The sequence below is a fragment of the Chitinophaga deserti genome, from assembly GCF_003149455.1.
Classification (GTDB): domain Bacteria; phylum Bacteroidota; class Bacteroidia; order Chitinophagales; family Chitinophagaceae; genus Chitinophaga; species Chitinophaga deserti.
In genome coordinates this window covers 206,716-223,427 of record NZ_QFFK01000001.1, presented here as the reverse complement: position 1 = coordinate 223,427, position 16,712 = coordinate 206,716, and the positions used below count along the sequence as shown (strand labels likewise).

Here is a 16,712-nt window from a genome sequence, read left to right as displayed (position 1 = left end):
AGGCCGGTAACTGAAAAGAAACCCGCTCATGCAATTAATAATGGGGAAAAGCAACTGCCGGATGTGTGAATTCGGATGTCAGACGGAGTAGTCAAAACGGCAAAAAGCTACTTTGTTGCCGTGGTATGAATACGGCAACAAAATAGCTTTTAGGGATGCACACGGGAGTTAATTGATTGTTAACCGGCGCATTGGTGACGATAAAATAATGCTGACTCCTTTATGAGAAAATGATCAGCAGCATGGGTACTGCCGAGGTAAGCCCGGCCAGCAGCTTGGTGAATTTGATATTAAATCCACCTTTTTCCCCATAATAATAGCTTTCCTTGTATCTGTCATATTCAATGGGAGCTCCCAGATCTTTCATGAGTTTGAGGAACTCGTACAAGGTACGTTCCGAGATCCGGAGGCGCTTGGCGAGCTGGGCTGGCTTGCCGGTCCCTTTAATACGGATCAGGTAATCGATGGTCTGTAGTCTTTCAAAATAACGCTTTGGCATGGATCAACAGGGGGTTTAAGCTAAATTGTAAATGTTGTTAACGAATGTGTCCTGGTATGGAATTGAGACTTCACTGTGTCTGTGTCTAAAAAAGTTGAAAAATCACATCATTCGCGGGTATTGGTTTAAAGGTTAACGAATAAACAGTACTGTTTTGCTTAAATAGGATTCGCCTCTAAATTACGCCGCAGTCCTGCAATATTATGGCAGCAGGCGAACTATTTGAAAAGGCAACCTCATAAAAGAGGTTGCCTTATTAACGGTTAACCTGGAGCTTGAATCATGTACCAATATTACATTACAGCCGTTTCTTACCTTGTTAACGGCATGTTATAAATATGTCATATTTTGATTTTTATTAACAAATAGAATGGGTAGCCTCTGGGTAGCCATTGGGTACCTGATCTACTGCCACCTGCCTGCATCCCAACACCCCTGCTTTTCCACGCTCATGCCAACCTGCCGCACCTCCCTGCGGCACAACTGGTAGTGTCCTTGAATTTGCAAACCCTTTACAGTAGCGAATTATTGCAATAAAAAACCGCCGGCAGGGAGGATGCCAACGGTCATTTTGCTTAAATTAAACCAGAGGCCCGAAGGCGTAAAACGAGCGGTTTTATGGATCAGGTGGTAAATTTCGTACCCAATGTTAATGGCGTTTGAAAAATACTTTTGTTAACAAGATGTTAATGAAATATGATTTAACAGTCTGCTGGGTTTAAACCCAACACGTATTTTGCCACTAAACCGGGAGTCATTTCGGGAAATATTTATCTCAGCATGCATCATTCCACGCATCTTGTCACTTTATGCCCCTGCCCCTGAAAATTTCACACCCATTTCAGATTTACACATTCCCGGCCAATAAACTACCATTTTTCACCCCGCAGGCAAACTAACTTGCCGGCTTCATTCAAAATCAAACGCTAAGCATGAAACGATCATTGATCCTGGCCGCCTTCTGCGCCCTCTGCCTTTCCACAGCAGCTCAGGAAAAACGCATCTTCAACGAAACTCCTGCCCAAAAAGAAAAACGCCTCGCCTGGTGGACCAACGACCGGTTTGGCATGTTCATCCACTGGGGTATCTATGCCCTCCCGGCCCGCCACGAATGGGTACAGAACCGCGAACAGATTTCCGACTCCGCTTACAGGAAATACTTCGAACTCTTCAATCCGGATCTCTACAACCCGCGCGAATGGGCCCGGCAGGCCAAAGCCGCAGGTATGAAGTATGCCGTAATCACCACCAAACACCACGATGGCTTCTGCCTGTTCGATTCCAAATACACCGATTATAAATCCACCAACACCCCCGCCAAAAGAGATCTCATCCGCGAATGGGTGGATGCTTTCCGCGCCGAAGGACTTAAAATCGGATTCTACTATTCACTCATCGACTGGCACCATCCCGATTTTACCATCGATAACACACACGCCCAGCGCCCGCGTAACCCGGAAGATTATGATAAGCTCAACAAAGGCCGCGATATGAATAAGTACCGCACCTTTATGCACAACCAGGTGCGGGAGCTGCTCACTAATTATGGTAAAGTGGATATGCTCTGGCTCGATTTCTCTTACCCTGGCAAAAACGGTAAAGGGCATGAAGACTGGAACTCACTCGATCTCATCAAAATGGTGCGCAAACTGCAGCCCGCTATCATAGTTAACGACCGGCTGGACCTGAAGGAGTATGCTGATGGCGGTGATTTCGTAACGCCCGAGCAATTCAAGGTATCGGCATGGCCCACCCAAAACGGCCAGCGCGTACCCTGGGAAACCTGCCAGACCTTCTCCGGATCCTGGGGCTACTACCGGGATGAAAACACCTGGAAAGACAATAAACAACTCCTCGTACTCCTCATTGAATCGGTAAGTAAAGGAGGTAACGTACTACTGAACGTAGGTCCTACTGCCCGTGGCAAATTCGATCCCCGCGCACAAAAGGCACTTGCCGGTATGGGGGAATGGATGGAGCTGCACGGCCGCAGCATTTACGGTTGCACTCAGGCGCCAGACGAATTCGCCCGTCCTGATCATAGCCTGATCACTTACAACCCAACCACCAAACGCCTCTACATCCACCTGCTCGACTACCCACTGCAAAACTTCACCCTGCCCGGCTATAAAGGCAAAGTGAAATATGCCCAGTTCCTGCACGATGGTTCCGAGATTAAATTCAGCGCCCCCGCAGGCCACTGGATCAAGAACGAAGTAGGCGCCAACGATCTCAACCTGAGCCTCCCCGTCATCAAACCCGGCGTGGAAATCCCCGTGATTGAACTCATCCTGGCAGATTAACCGTATTTGATGGCAATCAGAAGCCATGCAATAGCCACTCAGATGGTCATGTAAATGTCATGTGAGATACCTTTGAGTTACCTTTGAGATACCTTTGAGTCACCTTTGTCATACCCTTAAAAGGGGTAAGACAAAGGTGTCTCAACTTTGGGACAATCATCATACAAACGAGTTTGTTATTAATCACTTCTTATCGTTGATGACGGTGTTTCGCTGCTTCTGCTATCTTTATTCCCTGATTAAGGGTTAAATCCAACTCAAATGATTAGAAAAATCGCTTCCTTCCTCCTTTTGGCAGCCACTGCAGCCGGATCAGCCAGTTTCCTTCCCGCAGAGCCGCCTCCGCCGGCTAAACCGAATGTTATTATCATTTTCATGGATGATATGGGGTATGGAGACCCCTCGTGTTATGGTGGAGGGCCTTATACCACGCCTCACCTCGACAGGATGGCTGCACGGGGAATGCGTTTCACCCACTTCTATGCTGCTCAGGCAGTATGTTCCGCTTCACGGGCTGGCCTGCTTACGGGCTGTTATCCTAACAGGATCGGGATTCACAATGCCCTTAACCCAAATGCTAAAATTGCGCTGAACGGTGAGGAGGAAACGATTGCGGAGATTTTGAAAGATCAGGGCTACAAAACAGGTATGGTAGGCAAATGGCACCTCGGGGCCAAAGTGCCGTTTCTGCCATTACAAAATGGCTTCGATGAATATCTGGGCCTGCCATATTCCAATGATATGTGGCCGGTACATTACGACGGCAAGCCTTATCCGGATACATCGAAAGTATGGCGGGCACAATACCCGCCGCTGCCGCTTATTGAAGGCAACGAAACCCGCCGCATCATCCGTAACCTCGATGATCAGGCGGAACTTACCGGGATTTATACCGACCGTGCATGCGAGTTCATCCGCAAAAACAAGAAAGCTCCCTTCTTCCTCTATATGGCGCATAGTATGCCTCATGTACCCATTGCAGTATCCAAAGCTTACCGCGGCAAAAGCGGTGCAGGACTGTTCGGGGATCTGATGACGGAGCTGGATGCTTCTGTGGGTAAAGTCCTCCAAACACTCAAAGAAAACGGACTCGATAAAAATACCCTCGTGATCTTCACTAGTGATAATGGCCCTTGGCTGAATTATGGTAACCATGCCGGTAATACCGCAGGCTTACGGGAAGGCAAAGGCTCCAGCTGGGAAGGCGGCCAGCGCGTGCCCTGTATCATGCAATGGCCCGGACAAATACCTGCCGGCACCGTATGCAATAAAGTAGCTGCTGCCATTGATGTACTGCCTACCGTAGCTGCCATCTGCGGAGCAAAGCTGCCTGCAAAGAAGATTGACGGACTAAGTATTTTACCCCTGCTCAAAGGCGATCCCACAGCTAATCCGCGCGAGCATTTCGTGTATTACTACAACGTAAATAACCTGGAGGCGGTACGCAAAGGACAGTACAAGCTGGTATTCCCGCATAAAGGCCGTACATACCGTTTACATGTACCCGGCTACGATGGTTTCCCTGGTTCCGCGCCGGATGTAGATGTACCGGCTGCACTGTACGACCTCAGTATTGATCCGGGAGAAACAACGGATGTCAGCAAAGTATTCCCTGAAGTGGTGAAAGATATTGAAGCCATTGCAGATAATTACCGCCAGACGCTTGGTGATGAGCTGCGTAAAATGCCCGGAACGGAACGCCGCCCTGCGGGTAAAGTACAGCAGTAATAATATCAAACTAATTTGCATTGCCCTCCCGGTTTCATTACCGGGAGGGCTTTTTCATGGCTGTTAGCACCTGAATCGCAGATAAGGCCCGCCTGTATTGAACTTTCAACTGTGGCCGATGTTAATATATGTAGTTGCATCTGTCCGTTTTCTCCCTCTGCCCCCGCCTGTTTAGCCCTCTTCCTTTCAATCCGATTGCTGACATTCTAAACACGTTGATGTATGAAACCAGGCTTACTCAAGTATGTCGCGGTACTGATGCTGTTCCTTTGCACAGGGCTGGCACAGGCCGGTCCGCCAGCAGACCCCGTGAAGGGTACAGTGCGGGATAAAGAAGGAAATCCCCTGCCGGGCGTAACCATTCAGATCAAAGGCACGAACCAGGGCACAGTAACCCAGCCCGATGGTACGTATTCCCTCAATGTTACAGATCCCAATGCCATACTGGTATTTTCTTATATCGGCTACACTCCGCAGGAAGTACCGCTTGGCGGCCGCGCAGTGGTGGATCTGGTACTGGAATCTTCCGCCAGTGAACTGAACCAGGTTGTAGTAGTGGGGTATGGTACCCGCCGCAAGCGCGACCTCACAGGGTCTGTAGGTAGTGTGAGTGGCGATGCTATTGCCGCCCAACCTGTGAATACTGCCACGCAGGGCGTACAGGGTAAGCTGGCCGGGGTACAGATCATCAGTTCCGGCGCTCCCGGATCGCAGCCGCAGGTGCGTGTGCGCGGTACGGGTAGTATGCTCGCCGGCGCGGAACCATTGTATGTGGTGGATGGTGTGCTGACGAATGATATCCGGAATATTAATACGACAGACATTCTTACCATGGATGTACTGAAAGATGCATCTGCATCCGCCATCTACGGTGTGCGGGCCGCTAATGGCGTAATCATTATTACCACCAAACGCGGGCGTGTGGGTAAGATGGAGGTAAGTTACAACATGTCTGTAGGCTGGCGGGAAGTGGCCAGTCTGGTGAAAATGGCTAACAGTGCCCAGTATACCGATTATCTGAAAGATGCCGGACCCAACGTTACCATTCCTTCCTACAATGCAGATAGCGATTGGTATGATGCGCTGCTCCGCAAAGGAATGCAGCAAACGCACAACGTTTCCCTTTCCGGCGGTACCGAAAAGTTCCTGTACTATTTCAACGTTGGTTACCTCACCGATGAAGGTATTGTGCGCAGCAATAAATACGACCGCTTCACCATACGGTCTAACAACGAATGGAACATCGCCAGCAACCTCAAATTTGTTGCGCAGGTTTCCTATATGCACAACACCACGCAGAATGTAAACCTCGCGGAAGTGTATAACAACACCTACCGTGCAGCGCCTGTTATCCCTATCACCCGCGATGGTAAGTATGGTAATACTTCCGCCTTTCAGAACGTAGGTAATCCCATCCTTTCGATTGATAAGGTTAACGACCGGTATAAGGAAAACCGGTTGCAGGGAACGGGGTACCTGGAATACAGTCCGTGGGAGTTTATTAAACTGCGCAGCAGCATGAGCGCTAACCAGGGTTTCCAGAACCGGCGGCGTTATAACGTAGCATTCCTCAACAACGAATCCACTTTCCTGGTAGCCGGTGGTAACCAGCAGCGGCCTGAAAGCCAGCTCACGATGGTGAAGGAAGAAGGCACGGAATGGATATGGGATAACACGGTAACGTTCCAAAAGAAGTTCGACCGGCACGATCTCACAGTACTGGCAGGCTTCACCTCGCAGGAGTACCAGGGTAATTATCTTGAAGGCCTGCGGCGAAATGTGCCTAACAGTCCTGATTTATGGTACCTCATTGCAGGTGATCCCAATACATCCACCAATACAGCGGATGGTGATAAATACGCCCGCCGCTCCTGGCTGGGCCGTATCAATTACAGTTATGCAGACAAATATCTGCTGACGGCATCTTTCCGTAATGATGCTTCATCCCGGTTCCCGTCCGATAACCGGAATGGTTATTTCCCCGCGGTAGGTGCCGGTTGGGTAATTTCAGAAGAACCCTGGATGCCGAAAGGCGGCGCGCTGAGCTTCCTGAAACTACGCGGCAGCTGGGGGCGTATCGGTAACGATAACATATCTTCCAACCTCTACATACTCACGGCTAATTCTGGACTACTGTACTTCTTCGGCGGTACACCCACGCTGGGTACCAATCTTGCCGATATCAAAGACAGGAATCTGAAATGGGAAACAACAGAGGAATACGACTTCGGCCTTGAATTCGCTTTCCTCGACAGTCGCCTCACCGGTGAAGTAAACTATTACAATAAGAAAACCAAAGACGCACTGGTGACTGTGAAGATACCCGGTTTGCTGGGTGATCCCGATAATGAATACACTACCAACGCGGGCTCTTTTGTGAACAAGGGATGGGAGTTTACAGTAGGCTGGAAGGATAATATCTCGGAAGATTTCAGTTACAACATCGGAGGTAACCTTACGTTGAACGATAATGAAGTAACCGGCCTCAACCAGGGCCAGCCGTTATTCCGTGGCGGAGTAGGGCAGCAGGGTAATATAACCAAGACTGATAACGGGCAGCCCATCGGCAGCTTCTTTGTGCTGGATGCCATGGGCGTATTTCCTACGCAGGGTGCCATTGATGCTTATGTAAATAAGAACGGGCAGAAGATTCAGCCTAACGCCCAGCCCGGCGATCTGCAATACCGCGATGTAAATGATGACGGCTCCATTAATGATCTGGACCGCATCTACGCAGGCTCGTATCAGCCTAAATTCTACTACGGTATCAACGCGGGCCTCGCCTGCAAAGGGATCGATTTCAGTATGGATTTTTACGGTAACGCCGGCAATAAGATCTATAACGGGAAGAAGGCATTCCGCTATGAGGTGACGGATAATGTGGAAGCAAAGTATGCCGACCGGCGGTGGACCAGCACCCGGCCATCCACTACCGATCCGCGTGTACTGTATGGTAATACACCAGCATCCACCTATTTCGTCGAATCAGGAAATTTCTTCCGGCTTAACAATATCACATTGGGGTATAGCCTGCCTAAAAGAATATTGGATAATATCAAAATGGAAAAGATCCGTATTTACCTGACATCGCAAAATCTGTTTACCAGCAAGCGCTTCAGCGGTTTCAGCCCGGAAATGATTTCCAGTAATCCCAAGCAGGATGGCTTCCTTAGTCTGCAAAACAGTAGTAGCCCGCTCGAAGCCGGTATCGAACTAAGTCCATATCCCACAACGCGTACATATGCGCTGGGTCTGAACATCACCTTCTAAAAACGGCGACATGAAAAAACTGAATTATATACCATTTGTGCTGATTGGCTCCCTCGTAATATATGCCGCCTGCGGAAAGAGTTTCCTCGACATTCCGCCGCAGGGAAGGGTAACGGAAGACGAGATCAGGACCAATCCCACCGCTTCCATCGATCTGGTGAACGGTGTATATAACGTGATGTGGCTGGGCGGGTTTGGCCCCGATGTACACGGGCTGCAATTCATTACCCTCACCAGCATCTCCAGCGATGATGCCGATAAAGGCAGTACTCCACAGGACTATGAACCCGCACTGCAGATAGACAATTTCATCTTCACGGCCACCAACCCGATTGTTCAGAATTACTGGACGGGTTTGTACCAGGCCATTGCGCGGTGTAACCAGGCGCTGGATAAATTGCCGCTAAGTCCGTTGGAGGCTGCAGAGAAAAACAGGCTGATAGGTGAAGTACGTTTCCTGCGCGGATACTTTTATTTCAACCTCGTGAGAACATATGGAGGCGTACCAAAGCTGGACCGTGTGCCTACACCAGACGAAGCCAATTCAGACGAGTTTCAGACACGTGCCACGGCCGATGTGATCTATGAACTCATTATCAGTGATCTGCAGTTTGCGGTGGATAATGTGCCGCTGAAAGGCGCCACACAGGTAGGGCGCGTTACAAAAGGCGCAGCACAGATGTTGCTGGGGAAAGTTTATATGTACCGTAAAAACTGGCAGAAAGCTTTTGAGCTCTCGCAGGCGGTGGTGAACTCAGGCCTGTACGATACCCTTTCTGCCTATGCCGATATCTGGCGGGCAAAGGGAGCCAACTCCATCGAATCGATCTTCGAAGTGCAAACCGGTACAAATGCAGCCTGCAATGCGGCAATTGAACTATATGCGAATTCGCAGGGGATAAGAGCCAGGAAGGGGTGGTCCGATTTCGGATTCGGATTTAATAATCCCACTGCCGACCTCGCTGCCGCCTATGAGCCTGGCGATAAACGGAAAGATGCCACCATCATCACGATTCTTCCCAATGGTACCGTACTGTGGGACGGCTTCCGGGTACCCAGCCGCGACTCTGTGGAAAACGACCGCTACAGTTATAAAGCTTATCACAGCCGTACGCAGGAGCCTTATTGCGGCAGTCCGGACCGTACGCCGAAAAACCTCCGGGTACTGCGTTATGGTGAATTGCTCCTGCAATATGCTGAAGCTGCCAATGAAGCAGGGAACGGCGGGGAAGCACTGGCCAAACTGAACATCGTTCGTAAAAGAGCAGGCCTGCCGCCTGCCGTTAGCGGTGGACAGGCAGATCTCCGGCAGAAGATCTGGAAAGAAAGAAGGGTAGAGCTGGCCATGGAGCACGACCGCTTCTGGGATCTGGTGCGTACCGGCCGTGCAGGCGCCGTAATGCGGGCACATGGAAAAGCATTCATGGATAACAAGAACGAGTTGTTCCCTATTCCGCAGGAGCAGATCGTGCTTTCCAACAACCGTCTGAAACAAAACCCGGGTTATGATTGATATGCTCCGGCAATTTGCCATAACATGTTTTACAATATTCCTTTTGCCTATGGTGCTAATGGCACAGCAAAAGAAAAAGATCCCCCGGCAACAGCTGGGGGATACTGCTTTGGTGACGCTCGTGCAGCAGCGCACCTTCGATTACTTCTGGAAGTTTGCTCATCCCGTATCTGGCCTGGCGCCGGAACGTACCATAACACCGGATACCGTAACCATCGGTGGTTCCGGGTTTGGAGTGATGGCCATCCTGGTGGGAATCGAAAGGAAATTCATTACCCGGGAAGAAGGGCTGGACAGATTGCTGAAGATCGTGAACTTCCTGCTTACTGCCGATCATTACCACGGCATATGGCCGCACTGGATGCATGGTGCCACGGGTAAAACCGTACCCTTCGGGCGGCGCGACGATGGGGGCGACCTTGTAGAATCGGCCTTCATGTGGCAGGGGCTATTGTGCGTGCGGCAGTACTTCGACAGGGATGTTCCCAAAGAAAGGCAGCTGCGCGATAAGATAGGATGGATGTGGAATGAAACGGAATGGAGCTGGTATACACAAGGCGGGCAGGATGTGTTGTACTGGCACTGGTCGCCTAACCAGGGCTGGGCTATGAATCATCCCGTGCGGGGGTATAATGAATGCCTGATCGCTTATGTGCTGGCTGCCTCATCTCCCACATATCCCATTACGCCTAAAGTGTATCATCAAGGCTGGGCGGTGAATAACCATTTTCTGAACGGAAGGGAATATTACGGGATCACTCTGCCGCTGGGGTTCCCTTATGGAGGACCGCTTTTCTTTGCGCATTACTCCTTCCTCGGTCTTGATCCGAGAGGACTGAAAGACAGGTACGCTGATTACTGGGAACAGAACCGGAACCATACGCTTATTAACCGGCAGTATTGTATCGACAATCCTAAGAAGTTCAAAGGTTATGGTCCGGAATGCTGGGGGCTTACCGCGAGTGATAACCATGAGTTTTACAATGCCCACAGTCCAACCAATGATCTCGGAGTGATTACACCAACGGCTGCACTCTCTTCTTTCCCATACACGCCGGAGTATTCCATGCAGGCCATGCGTCATTTTTATGATAAGCTGGGCGACCGGCTATGGGGACCATACGGTTTTTACGATGCCTTCAATGAAACGGAAAACTGGTTTGATTATCAATATCTTGCTATAGACCAGGGACCTATAGTGGTGATGATCGAGAATTACCGCAGCGGGCTGCTGTGGCGGCTTTTCATGAGTTGCCCGGAAGTGAAAACGGGTTTAAAAAGACTGGGCTTCAGTAGTCCTGTTCTGTAGAATGCGAATCCACTACCAGTATCCGTTAAAATAATGCTTTGTTACATGCAACCGATTGCATAATTTCGGTACACGTTTACAGGATGGTTTTAAAGATATGGTTGCCCTGATACCTGCAAACGTTTGCTTAAATAATTACACGTCGCCAACGATCAACTGAATAATTTTTTTTATATATGCCCTGCGAGGCACCGCGTTATGAAAAGTAGTATCATGTACTTTTCCAATCAAATCCAGTTTTCCGGGAAGTTCACGGGTGGTATGGTTGTGTTCCGTACCCCTGTGAATGCCGGGACCATGGAGCGCCGGTGCGGCAAATTAAAACAGGTAACATCAATATGAATGTAAGGATGAAAGGCTGGGTAGCCGGGTTGTTGTGCCTGGCAGCTACACCGGTGACGGCACAGAAAGTGATGCCGGCCGATCCGTTGCTGAAGCTCTGGTACCGCCAGCCTGCTGCTAACTGGAATGAGGCATTGCCAGTGGGGAATGGGCGTATCGGGGCTATGGTATTTGGGTCGGTGGAAGAGGAGCAGCTGCAGCTGAACGAAGCTTTTTTATGGAGCGGCGGGCCGGGTGTGGGTAATAATCCGGATGCTTATAATCAGCTGCCTGTAGTACGGCAGGCGCTGTGGAGCGGGGAGTACCTCAAAGCGGATTCCATCAGCCGGTTGATGCTCGGGCCTTACTCAGCACGGTACCTTACATTAGGCAGCCTGTTGCTTAAAACGGATAATACTACAAATACCACAGGGTATGAGCGCACGTTGGATCTCAACACCGCTACTGCCACGGTTTCTTATACTGCGAATGGAGTACGTTTTACGCGGGAGGTTTTTGTATCCTATCCCGATCAGGTGATGGTGATCCTCTGGAAAAGCAGCAGCAAAGGTGCCATCAACTTTACAGCCAGCTTCCGGAACCCTATGCAGTCTGTTACCGCTGCAAAGGCGAAAGATCACCTGGTGATGAAAGGGCAGTGCCCGTCTTACGTGCCCCACCGGCCGTATGAAAAGCGCTCCATAGAATATGATCCCGCCAAAGGCATCCCTTACGAAGTGCATGTGAAAGCCACGCTTAAAGATGGTAGTTCCACTGCCGGAGTAGATGGCCTGCATATCAAAGGCGCCACGGAAGTGACGTTGCTCGTTTCTATCGGAACGGGATATAATGGTCCAAATAATGATCCGGTGCGCAATGGCCGCAAGGCGGACTCCGCTGCACTGGCACCCCTGAAAAAGGTGGCCGGAACTGCGTACGGTGCCCTGCTGCAACGCCATCTCGCTGACTACCGGCCCCTTTTCAGCCGGGTAGCGCTGGACCTCGGGAAGGATACTTCCGCCGGCAAACCTACAGACGTAAGGCTGCTGGAATACACCCGCGCCAAAGGCAACCGCGATCCTCAGCTTACCACACTGCTTTACCAGTTTGGCCGCTACCTCATGATCGCAGGATCGAGAAAGGGCGGGCCGGCTATGAACCTCCAGGGTATCTGGAACGATAAAGTACAACCACCATGGGGCTCTAACTATACCACGAACATCAACACCCAGATGAATTACTGGCCGGCAGAAACCGCCAACCTCAGTGAGTGTGCCGCGCCTCTGTTTGAATTCATCGCCCAGCTTGCAGAGAACGGCAAAGAGACCGCCAAAGTCAATTACGGGCTCTCCGGCTGGACCGTACACCACAATGCCGATATATGGGCTATAACTGCCCCTTCCGGCGGTTTTGACTGGCGCGACCCCAGAGGCGATCCCCGCTGGGGCATCTGGCCCATGGCAGGCGCCTGGTTGTGCCGCCACCTCTGGGAGCATTATGCTTATACGGGAGACAGTGTGTTCCTCGAAAAAACTGCTTACCCACTCATGAAAGGGGCTACGGAGTTTATGCTGGACTGGCTCATAAAAGATACATCCGGGCATTGGGTTACCAACCCCTCTACTTCCCCGGAGAATAATTTCCGTATCAACGGAGTGCGCAAAGGCTCGGTAAGCATCGCCTCCACCATGGATATTTCTATTATCCACGACCTGCTGAACCGTACTGCGCTCGCAGCCACATTGCTGAAGCGGGATAAAGAACTGGTATCGCAGATCAGGCAGAAGCTGGCAAAACTATACCCCTTCCAGGCAGGTCAATACGGCCAGCTGCAGGAATGGTACCTCGACTGGGATGATCCGAAAGACAGTCACCGTCACCTTTCACATCTCTACGGCCTGTTCCCCGGTAATGCGATAACGCCCCGCCGTCAGCCCGAACTGGCTGCCGCCGCAAAGCGCAGTCTGCTGCTCCGTGGCGATGGTGGAACAGGATGGTCGAAGGCCTGGAAGATTAACTGGTGGGCTCGCCTCGAAGATGGTGACCATGCCTATACCATGCTCAATAAGCAATTATTCCTGGCCACGGCAGACTCTATCAGCGTGGCAGACAACAGCGGCGGTTCTTATGCCAACCTGTTTGATGCACATCCTCCTTTCCAGATAGACGGCAACTTTGGGGTAACCTCCGGGATTACAGAGATGCTGGTGCAAAGTCATGACGGGGTGATTCATATTTTACCGGCATTGCCATCCGCATGGCCCAACGGCAGCGTGAAGGGATTGAAAGTGAAAGGCGGAATGGAAATCGACATCGTATGGAAAAACGGAAAACTGCAATCCGCAAACATCCGTTCACAGAAAGATGCCGGCAGCAGGATTATCAGAACCGGAGTGCCTGTGAATATCGCAGCGGCCCCTGCATCAAAAGAAACTGCAGGCGGATTGAAGGATTTTGATTTCGCTGTGAACAAGCGCATTTCCGCTGCGGATAAATTACCAGCACTGGACTTGCCAACGGTACAGGATCAGGCGGTACAGATTAAAAAAGGTACAACCACGATAATAGTAAAATGAGAAAGGCAGGTTGGATATTGGGATGTGGGCTCGCTTTGGGGCTTCCTGCTACTGCACAGTTCCAGGGCGATGACGAAGGCATCCTTATGCAACGCGCCGCCAGCAGAGACAGTGTGGCTATTGCTTCGGCAGTAAATGGCTGGTGGACGGCCTCCATGAACGGTCACGAGCAACGCATTGCCTGGTGGAGAGAGGCCCGGTTTGGGTGTTTTATTCACTGGGGCGTATACTCCGTACCGGGTGGATTGTGGAAAAACAAGAAAGTGGGTGGATATGCGGAACATCTCATGCGGAAAGAGAAAATCTCCCGCGCAGATTATGCCCGCGAACTGCTGAAACCTTTTAACCCGGAAGCATTCAATGCCGATAAATGGGTGCGCACGATCCGTGATGCCGGAATGAAGTACCTGGTGATCACCGCCAAACATCACGACGGCGTAGCGATGTACCCATCCGCAATCGGAGACTATACTATCAAAGCATCTGCCTTCCGCCGCGATCCTATGCAGGAACTGGCAGAAGCCTGTAAGAAGTACGGTATACGCTTCGGGTTCTATTATTCCCACGCCTTCGACTGGGAGCACCCCGATGCTCCGGGCAACGACTGGGATTATAAGAACCCCGGTGGCGACAAGCAGCTGTATGGCGGCACCAACTGGTATGATCATCATCCTGAATTACTGCCCAAAGCAGTGAAGTATGTGGATGAAAAAGCCATCCCGCAGATAAAGGAGTTGCTGCAAAAGTATCATCCGGATATTCTTTGGTTTGATACCCCGCATAAATTACCCTTATCAGAGAATATTCGCATCCTTAAAGCGATCCGCGAAGTGGATGTCAATGTGGTTGTGAACGGGCGCTTGGCACGTAGTTCGGCAGTTTCTTTCGGAGATTATAAAAATACTGCCGACAGGCCTGCTGCATTTTACCCGGTAGAAGGTGATTGGGAAGCCATCCCTACCACCAACGAGTCTTACGGTTATTCCAGGTACGACGATAGTCATAAATCGCCCGCGTTCTTCATCCGCCTCCTCACAAAGGCAGCGGCACGCAATGGCAACCTGCTTATGAATATTGGTCCAATGGGTAACGGGCGCATAGATCCGCGGGATACTGCCATTCTGCACAACATTGGCGAATGGCTGAAAGTGAACGGAGAAAGCATCTACGGATCTCAGCCATCACCATTACCCGTACAACAGTGGGGGGATGTAACACGCAAAGGAAACAGACTGTACCTCCACTTGTATGAGTTGCCTGTTGAAGGTATACTGACCATAGGCGGACTTACGGCTGAACCTGAAAAGGCTTATCTCCTCGCTACAGGAGCGCCATTGAAAGTGAAGCGCATAAGCCCGAAAGATGTACAGATAGAAATGCCCCAAACCTGGGTAGACCCTGCGGCAACGGTGATAGTGCTGGATGTAAAAGGCGATATAACAAAAGAAGAACACCGGCTGGTAGAAGGCAGGGCGCAACATATATTTCATGCTTTCGACGCAGCACTGCATGGCAAAGGCTGGAGCTATGGCGATGGAAAGGCAGGGAAGGATGTTGCACAAAACTGGAAAGACACAACGCAATACCTTACCTGGAAAATACGGCTGACGAGGCCAACTAAATTTAAAGTAGCGCTGCGATTTGCGGAAGGTGGAGGGCCAAAGAACTGCAGGTTTATCCTTAGTGCCGGAAGGAAGTTGCTGGAAGGAACGCCCGGGGCGGATGGGGAATGGGATATGATTCAGCTGAATGCCGGTATTACGGAACTAAAGCTGGCGCTGGAAGGTGGTGCTGACGCAGAAGGATTGAAGTTCCGGCAAATGGAATTGTTATTACCATGATTATCAGAATGCCTGAAATGGAACGATACAACATTTTAAAGCTTGCACTCGTATATGTTTGCCTGATGTGGCTGCAAACCGCAACCGCAGGGGGCGGCGACTGGCTGAAACGGGCGCTGGAAGTGAGGCGTACGCAGATACGTACGGAGGCTGCATGGGCTATGCAACAACAGCCGGTAACGGTAACCGCATCGTCCTGCGATCGCAGTGCCGGTGGCAAGCACGATTTTTACTCCGAAGGTGATTATTGGTGGCCCAATCCTGTACATGCTGATAGTCCGTATATACAGCGCGACGGGCAAACCAATCCCGGAAATTTTGTGGCGCACCGCCAGGCAATGGTACGCTTCAGCCGTGTTGTAGGGGCTTTAGCTGCGGCCTATGTGGCAGACGGTAAGCGTGCATCGCTGGAGCATGCAAAGAAGCATGTGCTGGCATGGTTTGCTGACAGTGCTACCAGCATGAGTCCGCACCTGTTATATGCACAGGCTATTAAAGGCAGGGCAACGGGCCGTGGTATAGGTATAATTGATACCATTCACTTCCTCGAAGTGGCGCAGGCGCTGCGGATTATGGAGAAGGCCGGCGTGTTGAAAGGGCAGGAGCTGGAAGCAGTGCGCAGGTGGTTTCGGGAGTACCTGCAATGGATGACGGAACACCCTTATGGGAAAGATGAAATGCAGGCGAAAAACAACCACGGTACCTGCTGGGTAATGCAGGTGGCGGCGTTTTCCGCCTTCCTGAAAGATACCGCCTGGACGAGTTTTTGCGAACGCCGTTACAAAGAAGTATTGCTGCCCGGGCAGATGGCCGAAGACGGCAGCTTCCCGTTGGAACTGCGCAGAACAAAACCATATGGATATGCGTTATTCAATCTGGATGCCATGACTACCATATGCCAGATCCTCAGCAAACCCGGCGCGGATCTCTGGCAGTATGAGACTTCCGGAGGGAGGTCAATAAGTAAAGGCATATCCTTTATGTACCCCTATGTTCAGCAAAAAGATTTATGGCCTTGCGGCAAAGACGTAATGTATTGGGAAGAGTGGCCCATGGCGCATCCTTTCCTGTTATTTGCAGCCGTGGCTTATAAAAAAGAAGAGTATTTCCGGTTGTGGGAGCGATTGCCTCATAACTCGGCTGTAGAAGAGGTATTGCGCAACCTGCCGGTTCGCAATCCTGAAATCTGGTTGGTTAAACTTTAAGATATTATATACATGAACGCATAAAGATTTTTACTGTAGACGTGGAATATGATAACGCCGGTCTCGTCTGAGCCGGCATCTTTTTTTACTTCCGGCGCACAGTAATGCCCGCTGAATTTACAGTAGCAATTTTGTTTTAAAAAGAAG

General features: G+C 50.6%; 9 protein-coding genes. 8 read left to right on the top strand and 1 reads right to left on the bottom strand.

Annotated features, from left to right (window positions below; genetic code table 11):
• Positions 1–220 precede the first annotated feature (220 nt).
• Positions 221–499 carry an HTH domain-containing protein gene (locus DEV76_RS00855; RefSeq protein WP_109694145.1) on the bottom strand — a complete coding sequence of 93 codons (279 nt, stop codon included), beginning with the start codon at positions 497–499 and terminating at the stop codon, positions 221–223.
• 932 nt (positions 500–1,431) lie between these two features.
• Between DEV76_RS00855 and DEV76_RS00850 the strand changes: the two genes are divergently transcribed.
• The 8 genes from DEV76_RS00850 to DEV76_RS00815 all read left to right on the top strand — a co-directional run bounded on the left by DEV76_RS00850 (position 1,432) and on the right by DEV76_RS00815 (position 16,565).
• Positions 1,432–2,802, top strand: coding sequence for an alpha-L-fucosidase (locus DEV76_RS00850; RefSeq protein WP_109694143.1), 1,371 nt, complete (start codon positions 1,432–1,434; stop codon positions 2,800–2,802).
• A 261-nt stretch (positions 2,803–3,063) separates the two neighbouring features.
• Positions 3,064–4,530, top strand: coding sequence for a sulfatase family protein (locus DEV76_RS00845; protein ID WP_109694141.1), 1,467 nt, complete (start codon positions 3,064–3,066; stop codon positions 4,528–4,530).
• A 222-nt stretch (positions 4,531–4,752) separates the two neighbouring features.
• Positions 4,753–7,800, top strand: a complete 3,048-nt coding sequence (locus DEV76_RS00840) for a SusC/RagA family TonB-linked outer membrane protein (RefSeq protein ID WP_109694139.1) — start codon at positions 4,753–4,755, stop codon at positions 7,798–7,800.
• Positions 7,801–7,810: 10 nt separating this feature from the next.
• A complete protein-coding gene (locus DEV76_RS00835) occupies positions 7,811–9,313 on the top strand; it encodes a RagB/SusD family nutrient uptake outer membrane protein (protein WP_109694137.1) in 1,503 nt (500 codons plus the stop codon).
• A gap of 49 nt (positions 9,314–9,362) precedes the next feature.
• Positions 9,363–10,622 (top strand): glucoamylase family protein, encoded by a 1,260-nt coding sequence (locus DEV76_RS00830; protein ID WP_232826839.1) that lies wholly within the window; start codon positions 9,363–9,365, stop codon positions 10,620–10,622.
• Between the two features lie 338 nt (positions 10,623–10,960).
• A complete protein-coding gene (locus DEV76_RS00825; RefSeq protein ID WP_109694136.1) occupies positions 10,961–13,519 on the top strand; it encodes a glycoside hydrolase family 95 protein in 2,559 nt (852 codons plus the stop codon).
• The gene (locus DEV76_RS00820) at positions 13,516–15,360 is read left to right on the top strand and encodes an alpha-L-fucosidase (protein ID WP_109694134.1); all 1,845 of its coding nucleotides are present in this window, start codon (positions 13,516–13,518) and stop codon (positions 15,358–15,360) included. Before DEV76_RS00825 ends, DEV76_RS00820 begins: the two co-directional genes overlap by 4 nt.
• Positions 15,357–16,565: an alginate lyase family protein gene (locus DEV76_RS00815; protein ID WP_232826838.1), complete on the top strand. Its 1,209-nt coding sequence runs from the start codon at positions 15,357–15,359 to the stop codon at positions 16,563–16,565. Before DEV76_RS00820 ends, DEV76_RS00815 begins: the two co-directional genes overlap by 4 nt.
• The last annotated feature ends 147 nt before the right edge of the window (positions 16,566–16,712 follow it).

Excerpts from the sequence above, each read along its gene's own strand:
- DEV76_RS00820 (WP_109694134.1), top strand. The coding sequence starts at position 13,516 with ATGAGAAAGGCAGGTTGGATATTGGGATGTGGGCTCGCTTTGGGGCTT.
- DEV76_RS00850 (WP_109694143.1), top strand. The coding sequence starts at position 1,432 with ATGAAACGATCATTGATCCTGGCCGCCTTCTGCGCCCTCTGCCTTTCC.
- DEV76_RS00815 (WP_232826838.1), top strand. The coding sequence starts at position 15,357 with ATGATTATCAGAATGCCTGAAATGGAACGATACAACATTTTAAAGCTT.
- DEV76_RS00830 (WP_232826839.1), top strand. The coding sequence starts at position 9,363 with ATGGTGCTAATGGCACAGCAAAAGAAAAAGATCCCCCGGCAACAGCTG.
- DEV76_RS00840 (WP_109694139.1), top strand. The coding sequence starts at position 4,753 with ATGAAACCAGGCTTACTCAAGTATGTCGCGGTACTGATGCTGTTCCTT.
- DEV76_RS00825 (WP_109694136.1), top strand. The coding sequence starts at position 10,961 with ATGAATGTAAGGATGAAAGGCTGGGTAGCCGGGTTGTTGTGCCTGGCA.
- DEV76_RS00855 (WP_109694145.1), bottom strand. The coding sequence starts at position 499 with ATGCCAAAGCGTTATTTTGAAAGACTACAGACCATCGATTACCTGATC.
- DEV76_RS00845 (WP_109694141.1), top strand. The coding sequence starts at position 3,064 with ATGATTAGAAAAATCGCTTCCTTCCTCCTTTTGGCAGCCACTGCAGCC.
- DEV76_RS00835 (WP_109694137.1), top strand. The coding sequence starts at position 7,811 with ATGAAAAAACTGAATTATATACCATTTGTGCTGATTGGCTCCCTCGTA.